The organism is Gemmatirosa kalamazoonensis, assembly GCF_000522985.1.
Taxonomy (GTDB): domain Bacteria; phylum Gemmatimonadota; class Gemmatimonadetes; order Gemmatimonadales; family Gemmatimonadaceae; genus Gemmatirosa; species Gemmatirosa kalamazoonensis.
The window spans coordinates 73,441-90,942 of sequence record NZ_CP007130.1 but is presented as its reverse complement, the minus strand read 5'-3'; the positions used below and the strand labels follow the sequence as shown (position 1 = coordinate 90,942).

Below are 17,502 nucleotides of genomic sequence, written 5' to 3'. Positions count from 1 at the left end.
CTCCGCGGCCTAACGCCTCCCGCATGCCTCGCCCTCGCTCCGCGCCCGATCTGTACCTCCTCACGAAAGTCAGCTCGCTCTACTACCTGCGCGATCAGACGCAGCAGGAGATCGCGGACCGCCTGCGCATCTCGCGGCCCACGGTGTCGCGGCTGCTGCAGGAGGCGCAGCAACAGGGGATCGTGCAGATCACCGTCGCGCCGCCGCGCGGCCTGCACACCGAGCTCGAGTCGCGGCTCGAGGAGCGCTTCGGGCTGCAGGAAGCGCAGGTCGTCGCCCTGGAACCGCGCCAAGCGCGCGACCTCCTGAAGCGCCAGCTCGGCGCGAGCGCCGCGGGGTACCTCGCGCGCACCGTGCAGCGGGGCGACTCCATCGGGCTGTCGTGGGGCACGACGCTCTCCGCGCTCGTCGACGCGATGACGCCGCTCCCCACCGACGGCGTGCGCGTGGTGCAGACGCTCGGCGGCATCGGGCCGCCCGACGCGGCGTCGTACGCGGGCTCGCTCGTGCGCCGCCTGGCGCAGCTTCTCGGCGCGACGCCCGTGCTGCTGCCGGCGCCGGGCGTGGTGCCGTCGGCCGCGGTGCGCGACGCGCTGCGCGGCGACCAGCACGTGCAGGCCGCGCTGAAGCAGCTCGACGCGCTCGACGTGGTGTACGTGGGCATCGGCGCGCTGGCGACGAACGCGGCGCTGAACGACCCCGCGTCGCTTCCGCCGGGGCTGCTGAAGGAGCTGCGCCGGGCCGGCGCGATCGGCGACATCGCGTTACGCTTCTTCGACGCTGCCGGCGAGAGCGTGCGCACGTCGCTCGACGAGCGGCTGCTCGGCATCACCCGCGACCAGCTCCGCCGCGCGCGCCGCGTCGTGGCGGTCGCGGGTGGGCTCGAGAAGGTCGATGCGATCGCCGCCGCGCTCGCGACCGGCGTCATCAGCGTGCTGTTCACCGATCAGAGCACGGCCGAGGCGCTCGCTTCCCGACCCAAGTGACGATGTCGCAGCTCATTGCTCGGGGTGTTCACGCGATGCTGGTCGCCGCGTGCCTAACGATCGCGGCGCCACGCGCGCACGCGCAGGCCGGTCCGCTCGCATGGTCCGCGGTCGGCCGCGAGCAGCGCCCGTGGACGCGCTGGTGGTGGCTCGGGAGCGCGGTCGACTCGGCAGGGCTCACGCGCGAGCTGCGGGGGCTCGCCGCCGCGGGATTCGGCGGCGTGGAGGTGACGGCGATCTACGGCGCCAAGGGGGCCGACTCGGCGTACGTGCCGTACCTGTCGCCGAGGTGGGTGCAGCTGCTGCGTCACGCGGCGACCGAGGCGCGGCGGTTCGGCATGGGGCTCGACATGCCGCCCGGATCCGGCTGGCGCACCGGCGGCCCGTTCGTGCCGGAGGCCGACGCGAGCGCGTCGCTCCGCGTCACCGCGGAGCCGGTCCCGTCGGGCGGCACGTGGAGCGCCGATCTCACCGGCAAGCGCATCGAGGCGGTCACGGCCACCGCGCCGGGCGCGGCGCCGGTGCTCGTCGCGCGCCTTCCCGCCGGGCCGCTGCGCTGGACGGCCCCCGCCGGCGGCGCGGGCCCGTGGACGGTCTACATCGCGGAGACCCGCGCGCCGGTGGACGAGGTGAAGCGCCCCGCGCCCGGCGGCGAGGGACATGCGATCGATCCGTTCTCCGCCAGCGCCGTTAGGCACTTCCTCGCGGCGTACGACGAGCGCACGCGTGCGCTGCCGAACGGGCTCGTGCGGGCGTGGTTCCACGACTCGTACGAGTACACCGGCACCGGGTCGCCGGAGCTGTTCGACACGTTCCGCCGGCTGCGCGGCTACGATCTCGCGCTGCACCTCCCCGAGCTGCTCGGCCGCGGCAGCGCCGACTCCGTCGCACGCGTGAAGTCGGACTACCGCGAGACGCTGAGCGACATGCTGCTCGCGAACTTCCTCGGGCCGCTCACCGCGTGGGCGCACACCCGCGGAGGGCTGAGCCGCAACCAGGCGCACGGCTCGCCCGGCAACCTGCTCGACCTCTACGCCGCCGTCGACATTCCGGAGACGGAGATCTTCGGCCCCGTCGACACCACCGATGCGAACCGTCTCATCAACAAGTTCGCGTCGTCGGCCGCGCACGTGTCGGGGAAGCCGCTCGCGTCGGCGGAGTCGTTCACGTGGCTCGAGGAGCACTTCTCCGTCGCGCTCGACGAGGTGAAGCGCGCCGCCGACGGCATGTTCCTCGGCGGCATCAACCACCTGCTGTACCACGGCACCGCGTACTCGCCCGCCGGCATCGCGTGGCCCGGGTGGGAGTTCTACGCGTCGGCCGAGTTCAACCCGCGCAACGCGTTCTGGCGCGACCTGCCGGCGTTCAACCGCTACGTGGCGCGCGTGCAGTCGGAGCTGCAGCGCGGACGCCCGGACGAGGACGTGCTGCTCTACTGGCCGGTGTGGGACAACTGGCACGACCCGGCGGGGCTGCGCATGGACTTCAACGTGCGCGACGTCGGCCGCACGACGTCGTGGCTCGGCGGCAAGCCGGTCGGCGACGTCGCGAAGGCGCTCATCGCGACCGGCGTGGGCTTCGACTACGTGTCCGACCGGCTGCTGGCCGCGCACGTCACCGCGCCTAACGGCCGGCTGCAGGCGGGCGGCGCGTCGTACCGCGCGATCGTCGTGCCGCCGACGCAGCACATGCCGGTGGAGACGATGCGCCGCCTGCTGAACCTCGCGCGCGACGGCGCCACGGTGGTGTTCCTCGGCGCGCTCCCGACCGACGTGCCCGGGCTCGCGGAGCTCGAGGCGCGGCGCGGCGCGCTCGCGGCCGAGGAGAAGCGCGTCCGTATCGCCGACGCGAGCGGAATGCGAACCGGCGTCGTGGGGCGCGGCCGCGTGCTCGTGGGCGACAGCCTCGCCACGCTGCTCGACGCCGCCGGCGTGCGCCGCGAGCCGATGACGGCGCGCGCAGGCGTGCACTTCATCCGCCGACGCACCGACGCGGGGCACAGCTACTTCGTCGCCCACACCGGCAACGGCGACGCGGTCGACGGCTGGGTCGCGCTCGGCGTCCGGGCCGCGTCGGTCGCGATCCTCGATCCGATGACCGGACGGACTGGGTTCGCGCGCACGCGGCGCCAGGGCGATCGGACGGAGGCGTATCTGCAGCTCGATCCGGGCGAGTCGCTGATCCTGCGCGCGTTCGACCGCGCGGTGACCGGGGCCGCGTGGCCGTATCGCACGCCGGCCGGGGCGCCGGTGGCGCTGCGCGGGCGCTGGACGGTGGCGTTCGTCGACGGCGGCCCGACGCTCCCGAAAGGGTTCAGCGCCGACTCGCTGCTCCCGTGGACGGGGCTCGGCGACGCGGACGCGGACCGCTTCGCGGGCACGGCGCGCTACGCGCTGCGGTTCGACGCGCCGGGCTCGGCGAGCGACTATCTGCTCGACCTCGGGCGCGTGGAGGCGAGCGCGCGCGTGCGGCTGAACGGCCGCGACCTCGGCACGCTGGTGGCGCGCCCGTTCCGCGTCCGCACCGGACCGCTGCAGCCGAGCGGCAACGTGCTCGAGGTGGAGGTGACGAACCTCTCGGCGAACCGCGTGCGCGACCTGGACGTGCGCGGCGTGCCGTGGAAGATCTTCCGCGACATCAACTACGTGAACCTGGACTACAAGCCGTTCGACGCGTCGACGTGGCCGGTGCGGACGTCGGGGCTCGTCGGGCCGGCGACGCTGACGCCGCTGGCGAGTGGGCCGCGGATGTGACCGTGCTGTTCGGGTCGTCCGCAGATTGCGCAGATTACGCAGCAGGCCTTTCCAAGAGCTCTGCGTAATCTGCGGACGACCCATTGCCGAGCAACCATCAACGACAGCCTAACGAACCGATGCCACTGAACAGGAAGGTGCGGTACGGGATGGTCGGCGGCGGGCCGGGGGCGTTCATCGGCGGAGTGCACCGGGCCGCCGCGGCGCTCGACGGCGAGATCGAGCTCGTCGCCGGCGCGTTCTCGTCGTCGGCGGAGAAGTCGCGGCAGCAGGGTGACGCGCTGCACCTCGATCCGGCGCGCGTCTACGCGTCGTGGGAGGAGATGGTCGAGCGCGAGCGCGCGCGCGCCGAGGGCGACCGCATCGACTTCGTGACGATCGTGACGCCGAACGTGTCGCACTTCGCGATCGCGAAGGCGTTCATCGAGGCCGGCTTCCACGTCGTGTGCGACAAGCCGATGACGACGACCGTGGAGGACGCCGAGGAGCTGTGCCGGCTCGTGAAGCGGTACGACACCGTGTTCGGCCTCACGCACAACTACACGGGCTACCCGATGGTGAAGCAGGCGCGCGAGCTCGTGCGCCAGGGGAAGCTCGGCACGCTGCGCAAGGTCGTCGCGGAGTACCCGCAGGGGTGGCTCGCGAAGGCGGCAGGGATCAACATGTGGCGCCTCGACCCCAGCGTCGCCGGCATCTCGTCGGCGGTGGGCGACATCGGCGTGCACGCGTGGCACCTCGCGCGCTACGTGACGGGGCTCGAGCTCACCGCGCTCAACGCCGACCTCACGTCGTTCGGGAAGGGCTACGAGCTGGAGGACGACGCGAACCTGCTCGTGCACTACGACGGCGGTGCGCGCGGCGTCATCTACTCGTCGCAGATCTCGGTCGGCGAGGAGAACGGGCTGCGGCTGCGCGTGTTCGGCACCGAGGCGGGGCTCGACTGGCGGCAGGAGGACCCGAACTACCTGCACCTGCTCTACGCGGACCGCGCGTCGGAGGTCTACAAGCGCGGCAACGACTACCTCGCGCCGATCGCGCGCCACAACACGCGCATCCCGTTCGGGCACCCCGAGGGGTTCATCGAGGCGTTCGCGAACATCTACCGCAACGTCGCGCGCACGATCGCGGCGCGCGTCGCCGGCGAGGCGCCGGGCGAGTTCGACACCGACTTCCCGACCGTGCAGGACGGCGCGCGCGGCGTGCACTTCATCCACCGCGCGATCGACAGCGGCCGGCAGCGAGACTGGGTCGACGCGCGCTACGCGCCGCCCACCTGACGCCCAACCACATCCTCATGCCACCGATCAACGTCGCGGTCATCGGCTCGGGCTTCATGGGCGCGGCGCACGTGGACGCGCTGCGGCGCGTGCCCAACGTCGCCGTCGTCGCCATCGCGTCCGCCGACCGCCCGCGGGCGCAGGAGATCGCGGGCCAGTTCGGCATCCCGCACGTGCTCGACGACTGGCACGATCTCCTCGGTCGCGCCGACGTGCACGCGGTGCACAACTGCACGCCGAACAACCTGCACTTCGAGGTGAACAAGGCGCTGCTCGGCGCCGGGAAGCACGTGCTGTCGGAGAAGCCGCTGACGATGACGTCGGCGGAGTCGTCGGAGCTCGTGCGGCTCGCGCGCGACGCCGGCGTGGCGACGGCGATCAACTTCAACTACCGCGGCTACCCGCTCGTGCAGCAGGCGCGCGGCATGGTGCAGCGCGGCGAGCTGGGGGATCTGTTCGTCGTCCACGGGCACTACCTGCAGGACTGGCTGCTCTACGACACCGATTACAACTGGCGGCTGGAGAGCGCGGTGAGCGGCAAGTCGCGCGCGATCGCCGACATCGGCTCGCACTGGTGCGACCTCGTGCAGTTCGTGACCGGGCGCAAGATCACGCGCGTGTTCGCGCACCTGTTCCGCGCGCACGAAACGCGCAAGAAGCCGACGCAGGAAGTGGAGACGTACAAGGGGAAGGAGCTGGGCGCCCCGCACGAGTACGACGAGGTGCCGATCGACACCGAGGACGGCGGCTTCGTGCTCGCGGAGCTCGAGGGCGGGCTGCGCGGCTCGCTCGTCGTGTCGCAGGTCAGCGCCGGCCGCAAGAACCGCCAGTGGATCGAGGTGGACGGCTCGAAGAGCGCGCTGTCGTGGAACCAGGAGGAGCCGAACACGCTGTGGATCGGCTACCGCGACAAGCCGAACGAGACGCTCATCAAGGACCCGTCGCTGATGGACGCGAACGCGCGCGGCTACGCGCACTATCCGGGCGGCCATCCCGAGGGCTACCCCGACGGCCCGCGCAACCTGTTCCGCAACCTCTATCGCTACATCGCGGCCGGGAAGAAGCCGGGCGTCGACGCGGCGGACTTCCCGACGTTCGAGGACGGGCACGCGGAGGTCGTCATCGTGGACGCGGTGCTCGCGAGCCACGAGCAGCAGCGCTGGGTCGACGTGAACCACTAGACTGCGTGGCTGCGTGGCTGCGTGGCTGCGTAACAGCTACGCGCTCACGCAGCCACGCAGCCACGCAGCAATCACTCCTACGCTCAACACTGATGCCGAGACCCGTCACGTTGTTCACGGGGCAGTGGGCGGACCTGCCGCTCGAAACGGTCGCCGCGAAGGCGAAGTCGTTCGGCTACGACGGCCTGGAGCTCGCCTGCTGGGGCGACCACTTCGAGGTCGACAAGGCGCTCGCCGACGACCGCTACGTCCAGTCGCGCCGCGACATCCTCGAGAAGCACGGCCTCGCGGTATACGCGATCAGCAACCACCTCGTGGGCCAGGCGGTGTGCGACCGCATCGACGAGCGGCACAAGAGCATCCTCCCGCCGCGGGTGTGGGGCGACGGCAAGCCGGACGGCGTGCAGCGGCGAGCCGCGGAGGAGATGCAGAACACGGCGCGCGCGGCGAAGGCGTTAGGCGTGAAGGTCGTGCCCGGGTTCACCGGCTCCGCGGTCTGGCCGCTGCTCTACAGCTTCCCGCCGAACGCGCCGGGGATGATCGACGCCGGCTACCGCGACTTCGCCGACCGCTGGAACCCGATCCTCGACACGTTCGACGAGGTGGGCGTACGCTTCGCGCTCGAGGTGCATCCGACCGAGATCGCGTTCGACGTGTCGTCGGCCGAGCGCGCGCTCGACGCGGTGGGACGCCGCGAGGCCTTCGGCTTCAACTACGACCCGAGCCACTTCGGCTACCAGGGCGTGGACTACGTGCTGTTCATCGAGCGGTTCGCCGACCGCATCTACCACGCGCACATGAAGGACGTGTGGTGGTCCGACGTGCCGAAGCCGTCGGGCGTGTTCGGCGGCCACCTCGACTTCGGGCACGGCGACCGCTACTGGGACTTCCGCTCGATCGGCCGCGGCAAGATCAGGTTCGAGGAGATCATCCGCGCGCTGAACAAGATCGGGTACCAGGGGCCGCTCTCGGTGGAGTGGGAGGACGGCGCGATGGACCGCGAGTTCGGGGCGCGCGAGGCGTGCGCGAAGATCAAGTCACTGGACTTCGCGCCGAGCAACGTGGCGTTCGACGCGGCGTTCGCGAGGGATTGATTCGAACCGCAGAGGGCCGCAGAGCCTTTCATTTGAACCACAGAGGACACGGAGGACACGGAGGAGAGCCACCTCTTGTTGGTTTCCTCCGTGTCCTCTGTGTCCTCTGTGGTGAGAAAGCAGTTGGTCGTTCTCTGCGGCCCTCTGCGGCCCTCTGCGGTTCAATGACGATCCGCGGCCAGAAAGCGCTCGATCGCGACACGCGCCGCGTCGGGCGCCGCGTGCGAGTGGCGAGAGAGCTCGAACGCGGCGACGCCGGTGAAGCCGACCTCGCGCAGGGCGCGCGCGATGTCGGGCCAGTCCAGCTCCCCTTCCCCGATCTGCAGGTGCTCGTGCACGCCGCCGCGCGAGTCGTCGAGGTGGAGCGTGCGCAGCTCCGCGCCGTGCCGACGGATCGCGTCGCCGGCGGTGATCGACTCGGTGCACGGCACGTGGCCCACGTCGAGCACGAGGCCGAGAGCGGGCGACGACACGGCGTCGCGCAGCGCTGCCCAGTCGGCGAGCGACTCGGCGAGCATCCCGGGCTCGGGCTCGAACGCGGGGCGCACGCCCAACGGCTCGACGCGCCGGCACACCTCGGCCACGCCGTCCACCAGCCAGCTCCACGCCTCGTCACGCGACACCCCGGGCGCGGGGATGCCCGACCAGAACGACACGCAGTCGCCGCCGAGCTCCGACGCGATCTCGGCGCAGCGCACGAGGAAGTCGAGACGCCGCGCGCGGTCGGCGGGGTCGCGCTCGAGCAGCGTGGGGCGGTGCTTGCGGCGCGGGTCGAGCACGTAGCGCGCGCCGGTCTCCACCACCACCGCGAGGTCGAGGCGCTCGAGCAGCGAGCGGACCGCGCGCAGATCGGCCGCCGAGGTGCGGTCGGGCGGCAGGTGGTTCGCGTCGGGCGTCAGCGCGACGGCCCGGTAGCCCAGCTCCGCGATGATCGCGAGCGCGTCCTCGAGCCGGTGGTGCGCGAAGCCGTTCGTGTTGTAGCCGAGCCGGTACGGGCGCGCCGACATCAGACGTCCGGCGCGGCGATTCCGTTAGGCACCGGCGCCGCCGCCCAGCGGAGCAGCGCGTCGTACTGCCGGTGCAGGTTCATCTCGTCGCTCCCCTCCGGCGTCTTGAAGAAGAGCCCGAGCGCGCCGACGGGCCCCGCCTCGCCGCGCCGGTGCGCGAGCATGACGAGCCGCGCCACGTCGAGCACGAGCGGCGCGGCGAGCACCGAATCGGTCCCCTCCCACGTGAACTGGAGCCGCATGCGGTGCCCGCCCCAGCCGCGGAACTGGATGAAGTTCCACGCCACCTTGTGGTCGGCGAGCGGCGGGAAGTAGTCGATGCGGACGTCGCCCGCCGGCGCGTAGCCGAGGCAGCCCTCGAGGACGCCCTTCTTCGACGTGATCTTGCTCGCCTTGTTGTCCGGATCGGCGAGCACCAGCCCGTCGGTGTTGCCGAGGATGTTCGTGCCGTACCATCCCTCGACGGTGAGCGCGCGGATCGGAAACATCGGCGCGAGCGCGGTCTTGAGCAGCGTCTCGCCGGTCTTGCCGTCGCGCCCCGCGAGCGGCACGCCCGCCGCGCGGGCCAGCTCCGCGAGCGCGGGGAGCGCCGCGCCGCCCGACGGCGTGAAGTTCACGTGCGGGTGCCCGGCCGTGATCGCCGCGTACGCGTACAGGCACGACGCAGGGATGCGCGGGTCGTCGGCGTCGAGCGCCCGCTCGAGCGCCTCCGCGTCCCACGCCGCGAGCGACGGATGCGGCGGCGGCTCGGTCGACGCCACGTTCACCACCACGGTGGGCGTGCCGCCCGCGAACGCGCGCAGGTCGTCGCCGATGCGCCTGACGGCGTCGCGCGCCGTGCCCGCGGCGCCGGCCTCGCGGTCCTCGCCGGCGAGCGCCTCGACCGCGGGGCCGCCGCCGCGCAGGACGCCACGCGTGACGCGCATCTCGTCGAGCGCGGGCATCACGGCGTCGATCACCGGCGCGGAGAAGCTGCCCACGCCGTCGAGCGTCGCGCGCACGCTCTCGGCCAGCGTCCCCGGTCGGAGGTCGCAGCCGCCGATCTCCAGATCGTCGAGCGACGGCAGGTCGAGCGCGCCGAACGGGGACGTCTCGGTGAGCAGCGCCTCGAGCGGCAGCAGACCACGGCGCGCCGCGAGCAGCCCCACGGTCAGCGTCGTGGCGATCGCGCCGCGGGCTCCAACGATCCAGATCTTCAAGTACGACTCCTCCGATGTGTCGTTCGTGACTCCACGTACGTGTGTGTACAGGACTGAAGAAGGACTGAAGGAGGACTGAAGAGGGAACCTTTCAAGTGTCCTTCTTCAGTCCTTCTTCAGTCCCACGAAGACGCGTACGTGGAGTCATGGGTGGCGCACCACGCGGCGCGCAACGTCTCTCACGTGATGGGAATGAGCGCACGGCCCCAGCGCACGAGACCGAGCAGCGGCAGGAGCAGGAGCGCGCGCCCGGGCGCATCGGCCGCGGCGAGCGCGCCGTCGAGCGCTGGGATCGCGCGAATCAGCGCGCCGACCGCGGGCCCGACGGTCGCGGGCGCCGGTTCACGCAGCGCGCGCGCGACCGCCGGCCCGGCGAGCGCCGCGACCGCGGCCGCCCACGGCACCGATCGCGCTCCGCCGCGCCACGCCGACGCGAGCAGCGCGGTCGCCGCGAGCGTGGCGCCGAGCCGCAGCTCCCTGCGCCGCGCCGCGCCGGTCTCGCCACGCGCGACGAGCGTGAGCCCGGCGACGTACGCGCCCAACAGCACCGCCGCCTCGCGCCCGCGCCGAGTGCGGGGCCGCGCGCCCGACCGCATGTCCACGCGCCGTGCCGCCTCCACGCCCATGAGCAGCGACAGCGACCGGCAGGCGCCCATCGCCGTCGGGCCTAACGCGGCGGAGTGCTTCAGGTCGAAGTCGTACGCCGCGACGAGCGCGGCGAGCGCCGGGCCGGTGCGGCGGGCGCCCGCGTCGCGCGCCACGACGGCGCCGGCCATCAGCAGCGCCGTGCCCACCAGCGCCGCGGCGTGCGGCGACACCGCCCCCGACGGGATCGGCCGCTCCGGCCGCTCGCGCGCGTCCTCGGCGCGGTCGGCGAGATCGTTCAGCGCCATCCCCGCGAGATAGAGCAGCGCCGCGGCCGACGACAGCCGTGCCGCGCGGCGCGCGGGCAGCCGTCCCGCGCCGATCAGCAGCCCGGCGAGCGGGTCGCCGAGCGCGGAGAAGACCGCCGGCGCGCGCACCAGCCGGAAGTACGGCAGCAGCGGGTGCGGCGCGGACGCGTCGGGTGCGTGCCTAACGCGCCCAACGCGCGGGCGGGTGCGCGGCGCCTCGCGCGCCCCGCCGGCGTCGATCGCGTCAGCGGGCATGTGCCAGCCCACGCGCCGCGTCGGGGCGCACCGCGAACACCTGCCGCAGCAGCAGCTCCTTCACGTCCGTGGCGCGCACGTCGCCGTCGGGCGCGAGCGACGGATCGCCGGAGATGAACACCGGGCCTCGCGCCGGGTCGTCGGTGGGGCGGCCGTGCGAGCCCTTCACGAGCGACGCGTCGAGCGGCGTGATGTCGAGCAGCGCGCGCGAGTTCAGCAGCTTCCGGCGCGCCAGGATCCCCGCGACCTTCGCCGTCGGGAAGCGGATGGCCGGATCGACGAACAGCTCCACGGGGTCGTAGCCAGGCTTGCGGTGGATGTCCACCGTACGCGCATAGTCGGGTGCGCGGTCGTCGTCGAGCCAGAAGTAGTACGTGAACCACCGGTCGGCGCTCGAGATCGCGACCAGCTCGCCCGAGCGCGGGTGGTCGAGGCCGTGCGCGCGCTTCCCTTCCTCGTCGAGCACCGTCTCGACGCCGTCCAGCCGCTCGAGCAGGGCACGCACCTCGGGCACGCGCTCCGGACGCCTGACGTAGACGTGGGCGATCTGGTGGTCGGCCACGGCGAACGCCTCGGAGGCCCCCGCATCGAGCATGTCGCGCCCGAGCTCCGAGCGGACCTGGATGAGCCCCGCCTCGCGGAGCGCACGGTTCACGTGCACCGCGCCCGTCACCGGCGTGATCCCGTACTCCGAGAGCACGACGACGCGCGCGCCGTCGCGCTCCGCCCACTCGATCATCTCGCCGCAGATGGCGTCGATCGCGCGCAGGTCGGCGCCGATGCGCGGATCGTCGGGGCCCAGCCGCTGCAGGTTGTAGTCGAGGTGCGGCAGATACACGAGCGACAGCGTGGGACGCCGCGTGTCGTGGATGTGCTTCGCGCAGTCCGCGATCCACCGCGACGTCGTGATGTCGGCGCGCGGCCCCCAGTAGTTGAACAGCGGGAACGTGCCCAACTGCGCGTTCAGCTCGTCGCGCAGCGCCATCGGCTGCGTGTACGCGTCGGGAATCTTGCGCCCGTCCGCGGGATACATCGGGCGCGGCGTGACGGTGTAGTCCGCGCCGCTGTACATGTTGTACCACCAGAAGAGCTGCGCGCAGGTGAAGCTCGGGTCGACGCGCCGCGCCGCATCCCACACCTTCTCGCCGGACACGAGGTGGTTCGACTGCACCCACAGCCGCACCTCCGCCGTGTCGCGGAAGTACCAGCCGTTCGCGACCGCGCCGTGGTCGCGCGGCAGGAGCCCCGTCGTGAACGTCGCGTGCACCGAGCACGTGACCGCGGGCACGATGGTGCGCAGCGGCCGCAGCCCGCCGCGCGCGGCGAACGCGCGGAGGTTCGGCGTGTCGTCGCCTAACAGATCGCTCGTCAGGCCGACGACGAGCAGCACGACCGTGGGTCGCATGGCGCGTCAGACCGCCGCCACGGCCGCCCCCTCCGCGCGCGGCACGCGGAACTTCGGCGACTGGCCGAGGAACGCCGCCGGATTCTCGAACACCACGCGCTCGATCAACGCCTCGTCGTGTCCGCGGCGGCGCATCGCCATCGCGAAGTGCGGCACCGCGTCCGGGAGGCTCGGCCCCCAGTCGCACGCCGACGCGACGCAGACGCGCTCCGGCCCGTACCGCTCGAGCATGTCGATCGCGCGCTCCGGGCTCACCTTCGTCTGCGGGTAGAGCGTGAGGCCGGTCCAGAAGCCGTTGTCGAGGATCATCCGCAGCGTGTGCTCCTCGGCGTGGTCCACCATCACGCGCGCCGGATCGATGCGGTCGTACGTCAGCAGCGCGTCGACGATCGTCTTCGTGCCCTTGTACTTGTCCTCGAGGTGCGGCGTGTGGATGTGGATCAGCTGATCGTGCTCGAGCGCCAGCTCGACGTGGTCGCGGAACGTCGCGAGCTCGTTGCGCGTCACGCGATTGAGGCCGATCTCGCCGATGCCGAGCACGTTAGGCGCGTCGAGGAACCGCGGGATGCGCCGCAGCACCTCGCGCGCGAGCTGCCGGTCCTCGCCCTCCTTCGGGTTCAGGCAGAGCCACGTGAAGTGCCGGATCCCGTACTGTGCGGCGCGCTTCGGCTCGAAGTCCGTGAGCTGACGGAAGTAGTCCTCGAAGCCGTCGGCCGAGCTGCGGTCCCACCCCGGCCAGAACGCGGGCTCGGTGACGGCCACGCAGCCGGTCAGCGCCATCTGCACGTAGTCGTCGGTCGTGCGCGAGACCATGTGCGCGTGCAGGTCGATGTAGCGCATCACGCCACCCCCATCTGCCAGCGGTCGTAGGCGCCGCGCGCGCTCTTCTGGTCGAGACGCTCGAGCGGCTCCGTCGTGGGGTCGCTGAAGATCATCTGGATGCGTTCCACCCGCGTCGCGTCGCCCGTCGCCGCGTCCGCGGTGAGCACGCCCAACGCCTCGCGGAACGCGCGCGCGCGGAAGTCGCGCTGGGCCAGCGTATCGTCCACGCGGTCGAGGCGGTCGAGGAACGCCGCGATCTCGAGCAGCCGCGTCCGGTTCTCGATGAAGTACTCGTCGACGAGCTCGCGGCCCGTCTTCGGCGAAGCGATCACTGCCGGCTGCACGGCACGGTCTCCTGATGGGTGGGGACGCCCTCGCGCCTGGCGGGGGCGCACCCTGCAATCTAGTGTGCGGCACGACGCCCTCCCATCACGACGAGCCCGCCGCTTCCGACCGTGACCGCTCCGCCCGCCCGACCCCACCTCACCTACTGCACCAACATCCACGCCGGCGAGACGTGGCCCGAGGTGCGCGAGAACCTGACGCGCTACGTCGTGCCGGTCCGCGAGCGGTTCGCGCCCGGACGACCGTTCGGCGTCGGCCTGCGCCTGTCGGGCGCGGCGGCCCACGCGTTGTCGGAGCCGGAGGCGATGGCCGAGCTACGCGGGCTGCTGCGCGCGCACGACCTCTTCGTCTACACGATCAACGGCTTCCCGTACGGGACGTTCCACGGCCGGCCGGTGAAGGAGACCGTCTACCTACCCGACTGGCTCGACGACGAGCGGCTCGCGTACACCGACCGGCTGGCCGACCTCCTCGCCGCGCTGCTGCCCGAGGGGATGGAGGGAACGATCAGCACCGTGCCGGGCGCGTTCGAGCGCCGCGTGGCCGGCGACGCCGACGCCGAGCGCATGGCGCGCGCGATGCTCGCGCACGTCGCGCACCTCGTGCTCCTGCGCGTGACCACCGGCCGTCGGGTCGCGCTCGCGCTCGAGCCGGAGCCGTGCTGCTTCCTCGAGACGACGGCGCAGGCGGTCGACTTCTTCGCGCGCCACCTCTTCACGCCGGAAGCGGCCGTCACGGTCGCGCGCGCGACCGGGCTCGCGCCCGCGGACGCCGCGCGCGCGATCCGCGAGCACCTCGGCGTGTGCCTCGACGCCTGCCACATGGCGGTGGAGTTCGAGGATCCGGCGGCGGCGCTCGACGCGCTCGACCGCGCGGGGGTCCGCGTCGCGAAGGTGCAGGTGAGCGCGGGGCTCCGCGTCGCGCTGCCCGGCGGCACGGACGACGCCGCGGTGCTCGACGCGCTCGATGCGTTCGCCGACGACGTGTACCTGCACCAGGTCGTCGAGCGGCGCGCCGACGGCACGCTCGTGCGGCACCTCGACCTGCCGCAGGCGCTCGCCGCCGCGCGCGGCACCGACGAGGCGGGCCCGCGCGAGTGGCGCATCCACTTCCACGTGCCGCTGTTCCGCGACCGCTACGGTCGGTTCGAGGGGACGCAGGCGTACGTCGCGGAGCTGTTGCGCGCGGTGCGGCAGCGGTCGGACTGCGCGCACTTCGAGGTCGAGACCTACACGTGGGACGTCCTCCCGGAGGAATACCGCCGGGAGGACATCGTGACCGCCGTGACGCGCGAGCTCGGGTGGGCCGCGTCCAGACTGGAGCCGTTAGGCGGAGGCCCGTCACCCCGTTCGACAGGATGAACGAACGGGCAGGCTTCCTGTCGGTCGAGCGCTCAATCCGGCTCCTTCGTCACCTTGAGCTTGTCCGCGTACAGGCTCTCGACGTGCATGATGTGGATGGCGTCGACGAGGCTCGTGCGCGCGGTCGGGTCACCCCACGCGGCGTCGATCACCGGCGCGACCTTCTCGCGCACCGGCGCGAGCATCGGCGAGCGCGACGACGCGCGCGCGGCCTGCAGCAGCACCGCGTAGGCGAGCGTGCGCTGCGCCTCGTCGGCGCTCTTCGTGAGCGCGGCGAAGTAGTCGAGCTGCTGGAACCGGTCGAACGACCCGACGTAGCGGCGCCATGCCTGCTCCACCGCGCTCGGCGCGCCCGCCGGCGCGTTAGGCGCCGCGGTCGGCGTGGCCGCCGCCGCCGCGGCGGCAGGCACCGCGCCGGGCGCGGGGGCGCCGCTCTTTACCACGCCCACGCCGGGCACGCCGGCGCCCGGGTCGCCGGTCGTTCCGGCCGGCGGCGACGGCGGACGGGGCGCAGCCGTGCGCGGCGTCACGAGCGCGAACACGGCGACCGCGGCGTCACGTCCGGCGTCGCCCGAGAGCTGACTGAACGCGGTGAGCAGCCGCCCGCGCACCTCCGGGCTCAGCGTCGTGTCGAGCGCCGCGGCGCGGGCGAGCGGCAGCGTCGGCGCGCCGAACGTCGTCTCGCCGGCGAGCAGCTCGGCCACCGCGGTGTGGAACGCGGCGCCGCGCCGGTCGAGCTCCGGCAGCAGCGCCACCGCGGCGTCGCCGACCTGCGACGCGCCGGCGAGCGCGTCGACGAGCCGCGCGCGCGACGGGTCGCCGGGCGTGCTCACCGCGGCGAGCAGCGCCTCGGCGCCGGCCGGGAGCACGCGGTTGCGCACGAACGTCTGCGCGAGCGCGCGGAAGTCGTCGCCCTGCGCGGCGAGCAGCGCGTCGCGCAGCGCGGGACGGATGCGCGCGCTCTGCTCCCACGTCGCCGGCGCGAAGTACGGCCCGAGCGTGGACGGGTGCGTCCCCCACCAGTCGCCGGTCCACGGCCCCTCGGTGTTGTACAGCCGCGCGAGCGCGAGCAGCGCCTCGTGCTTCACGTCCGCGCTCGACGAGCTGCCTAACGCGCCGAGCAGCGCGCCGACCGTGGCGCTGTCGTGCAGCTGCTGCAGCACCATGCGCGCGCGCGTGCGCAGCGCCGGCGAGCTGCCCGCGGCGGTGAGCGCGGCGAGCGCCACGTCGCGCGCGCCGAGCGCCGCGAGCGACTGCACGGCGAGGTGTGCGAGCGCCGAGTCGGGGCTCGTGAGCAGCGGCACGATCGCCTGCGCGCGGTCGCGCGCGCCGAGTCGCACGAGGCCGTTGAGCCCCTGCACGCGGACGAAGTAGCTCGTGTCCTGCAGCGCCTGCACGAACAGGTTCACCGGCACGTTCGCGACGTGGGTCCGGTCGTCGGTGAGCGCGCGCAGCGCGACCTCGCGCACCACCGGGTCGTCGGCGAGCCGCACGAGCGTCGGATTCGCGCGCTCGCCGGCGAGGCGCTTCAGCGCGAAGATCGCCGAGGCACGTGCGTACGCCGGGCGCGCGCGGTCGCCCGCGAGCTGGCCGAGCCGCGTGACGGTCGCCGCCGACGCACCGCGGCGCGCGAGCTCCTGCTGGGCCCAGATGCGGTGCACCGCGTTGTCGGAGACGATGGCGTCGACGAGCTGCGCCACGCTGGCGGACGCCCAGGTCGGCGGCTTCGACGGCGTCTTTCCGGGGAACGAGACGCGCACGATCGCGCCGACCGTATCGCCGGCGTAGTTGAACACCCCGCCGATGAGACTGCCCACGTACAGGTGCGACCGGTCGTCCATCGCGATGTCGATCGCGTGCGGCACGGTCATGTAGTCGTGCTGCTCGATCGCGAAGCTGGCGCCCTTCGGGGTCAGCACGTGGTGGTAGACGCGGTTCGTCGTCCAGTCGCCGGTGAACAGCGAGTTGTTCACCTGATCCGGCACGCCCGGATCCTGGATCCACAGCCCCGCGGTGCCGGACCCCGCGCCGTAGTCGGCGATGGACGGCATGTGCTCCTCGCGGAAGTACCGGAAGAGCGACGGGTAGCCCATGTTCGCGTTAGGCGCCAGGTAGTGGAAGCGCGTGTCCCACCCGCCGCCGTCGTTCGTGTTGTCGCGCGTGAACGCGTGCCCGAACGGATCGATGCCGACGTCGTAGATGTTGCGCGTGCCGACGGTGACGATCTCGAGCCCCGTACCGTCGGGGCGCACGCGCACGAGGCTCCCGCCGTGGCGCGTGATCGTGTTGCCGTCCTTCCCCGTCGCGTTCAGGTAGCCGTAGTCGCCGACGGCGACGTAGATCCAGCCGTCGGGTCCCAGCGTGATGTTGTTCGTCGAGTGGTCCGAGCTGCGCACGTCGAGCCCGAAGCCGATCCCCTTCACGATGTCGGTCGAGTCGTCGGCGATGCCGTCGCCGTTCGTGTCGCGGTACGCCGTGAGGTTCGGCGGATGCATCACGTACACGGTCTTGCCGTCGGCGACGATGCCGCGCGGGCTGTCGACGTCGAGGAACGTCGTGTACCGGTCGGCGCGCCCGTCGCCGTCGGTGTCGACCAGGCGCATGACGCGGCCGCGTCCCTTCACCGCCCCCTGCGCGAGGTTGAGGTCGACGCCGACGTACACCGAGCCGTCGGGCGACGGCGCGACGGCGGTCGGGTACATCGCGATCGGCGGTCCGGCGAACAGCGTCATCGTCGCGCCGGCTGGCGCCGTGATGTTCTCGAGCACCTTGCGCTCGTACGCGGTGTCGCGCGTGATCGCGCCGCTCGCGGGCAGCTTCGGGCCCGTCCCCATGTTCGGCTGCCCGAACTGGGCCTGGGCGGGCGCGCCGAGGCCGGCCGAGAAGGCCGCCGCGAGGAGAAATCGTCTCGACGTCATGAACAT

Annotated in this window: 13 protein-coding genes; 6 read left to right on the top strand and 7 right to left on the bottom strand. The window is 72.7% G+C overall.

Annotated features, from left to right (window positions below; translation table 11 throughout):
• Positions 1-23 precede the first annotated feature (23 nt).
• The 5 genes from J421_RS28310 (at position 24) to J421_RS28290 (ending at position 7,291) form a co-directional block, all read left to right on the top strand.
• Positions 24-986 carry a sugar-binding transcriptional regulator gene (locus J421_RS28310; RefSeq protein WP_025414488.1) on the top strand — a complete coding sequence of 321 codons (963 nt, stop codon included), beginning with the start codon at positions 24-26 and terminating at the stop codon, positions 984-986.
• A 2-nt stretch (positions 987-988) separates the two neighbouring features.
• On the top strand, positions 989-3,739 hold the full coding sequence (locus J421_RS28305; RefSeq protein WP_104023435.1) for a glycosyl hydrolase: 2,751 nt from the start codon (positions 989-991) through the stop codon (positions 3,737-3,739).
• A 119-nt stretch (positions 3,740-3,858) separates the two neighbouring features.
• A complete protein-coding gene (locus J421_RS28300; protein WP_025414486.1) occupies positions 3,859-5,016 on the top strand; it encodes a Gfo/Idh/MocA family protein in 1,158 nt (385 codons plus the stop codon).
• 17 nt (positions 5,017-5,033) lie between these two features.
• Positions 5,034-6,197: a Gfo/Idh/MocA family protein gene (locus J421_RS28295; protein ID WP_025414485.1), complete on the top strand. Its 1,164-nt coding sequence runs from the start codon at positions 5,034-5,036 to the stop codon at positions 6,195-6,197.
• A 92-nt stretch (positions 6,198-6,289) separates the two neighbouring features.
• Entirely contained in the window at positions 6,290-7,291 is a 1,002-nt protein-coding gene (locus tag J421_RS28290) for a sugar phosphate isomerase/epimerase family protein (RefSeq protein ID WP_025414484.1), read from the top strand.
• 161 nt (positions 7,292-7,452) lie between these two features.
• Here J421_RS28290 and J421_RS28285 read toward each other — a convergent pair whose 3' ends face one another.
• The 6 genes from J421_RS28285 to J421_RS28260 form a co-directional block, all read right to left on the bottom strand.
• A complete protein-coding gene (locus J421_RS28285) occupies positions 7,453-8,298 on the bottom strand; it encodes a sugar phosphate isomerase/epimerase family protein (protein WP_025414483.1) in 846 nt (281 codons plus the stop codon).
• A complete protein-coding gene (locus tag J421_RS28280) occupies positions 8,298-9,497 on the bottom strand; it encodes an inositol-3-phosphate synthase (protein WP_025414482.1) in 1,200 nt (399 codons plus the stop codon). The genes J421_RS28285 and J421_RS28280 overlap by 1 nt, the downstream gene beginning before the upstream one ends.
• A 179-nt stretch (positions 9,498-9,676) precedes the next feature.
• Positions 9,677-10,645 carry a UbiA family prenyltransferase gene (locus J421_RS28275; protein ID WP_148306595.1) on the bottom strand — a complete coding sequence of 323 codons (969 nt, stop codon included), beginning with the start codon at positions 10,643-10,645 and terminating at the stop codon, positions 9,677-9,679.
• The gene (locus J421_RS28270; RefSeq protein ID WP_025414480.1) at positions 10,635-12,050 is read right to left on the bottom strand and encodes an alkaline phosphatase family protein; all 1,416 of its coding nucleotides are present in this window, start codon (positions 12,048-12,050) and stop codon (positions 10,635-10,637) included. The genes J421_RS28275 and J421_RS28270 overlap by 11 nt, the downstream gene beginning before the upstream one ends.
• A gap of 6 nt (positions 12,051-12,056) precedes the next feature.
• Positions 12,057-12,890: a TatD family hydrolase gene (locus J421_RS28265; protein ID WP_025414479.1), complete on the bottom strand. Its 834-nt coding sequence runs from the start codon at positions 12,888-12,890 to the stop codon at positions 12,057-12,059.
• On the bottom strand, positions 12,890-13,216 hold the full coding sequence (locus J421_RS28260) for a hypothetical protein (protein WP_104023434.1): 327 nt from the start codon (positions 13,214-13,216) through the stop codon (positions 12,890-12,892). The genes J421_RS28265 and J421_RS28260 overlap by 1 nt, the downstream gene beginning before the upstream one ends.
• A 111-nt stretch (positions 13,217-13,327) precedes the next feature.
• Between J421_RS28260 and eboE the strand changes: the two genes are divergently transcribed.
• Positions 13,328-14,578 (top strand): metabolite traffic protein EboE, encoded by a 1,251-nt coding sequence (eboE, locus tag J421_RS28255; RefSeq protein ID WP_025414477.1) that lies wholly within the window; start codon positions 13,328-13,330, stop codon positions 14,576-14,578.
• Between the two features lie 32 nt (positions 14,579-14,610).
• Here the strand turns inward: eboE and J421_RS28250 are convergent, their stop codons facing one another.
• Positions 14,611-17,496, bottom strand: a complete 2,886-nt coding sequence (locus tag J421_RS28250) for a DUF7133 domain-containing protein (RefSeq protein ID WP_148306594.1) — start codon at positions 17,494-17,496, stop codon at positions 14,611-14,613.
• Between the last annotated feature and the right edge of the window lie 6 nt (positions 17,497-17,502).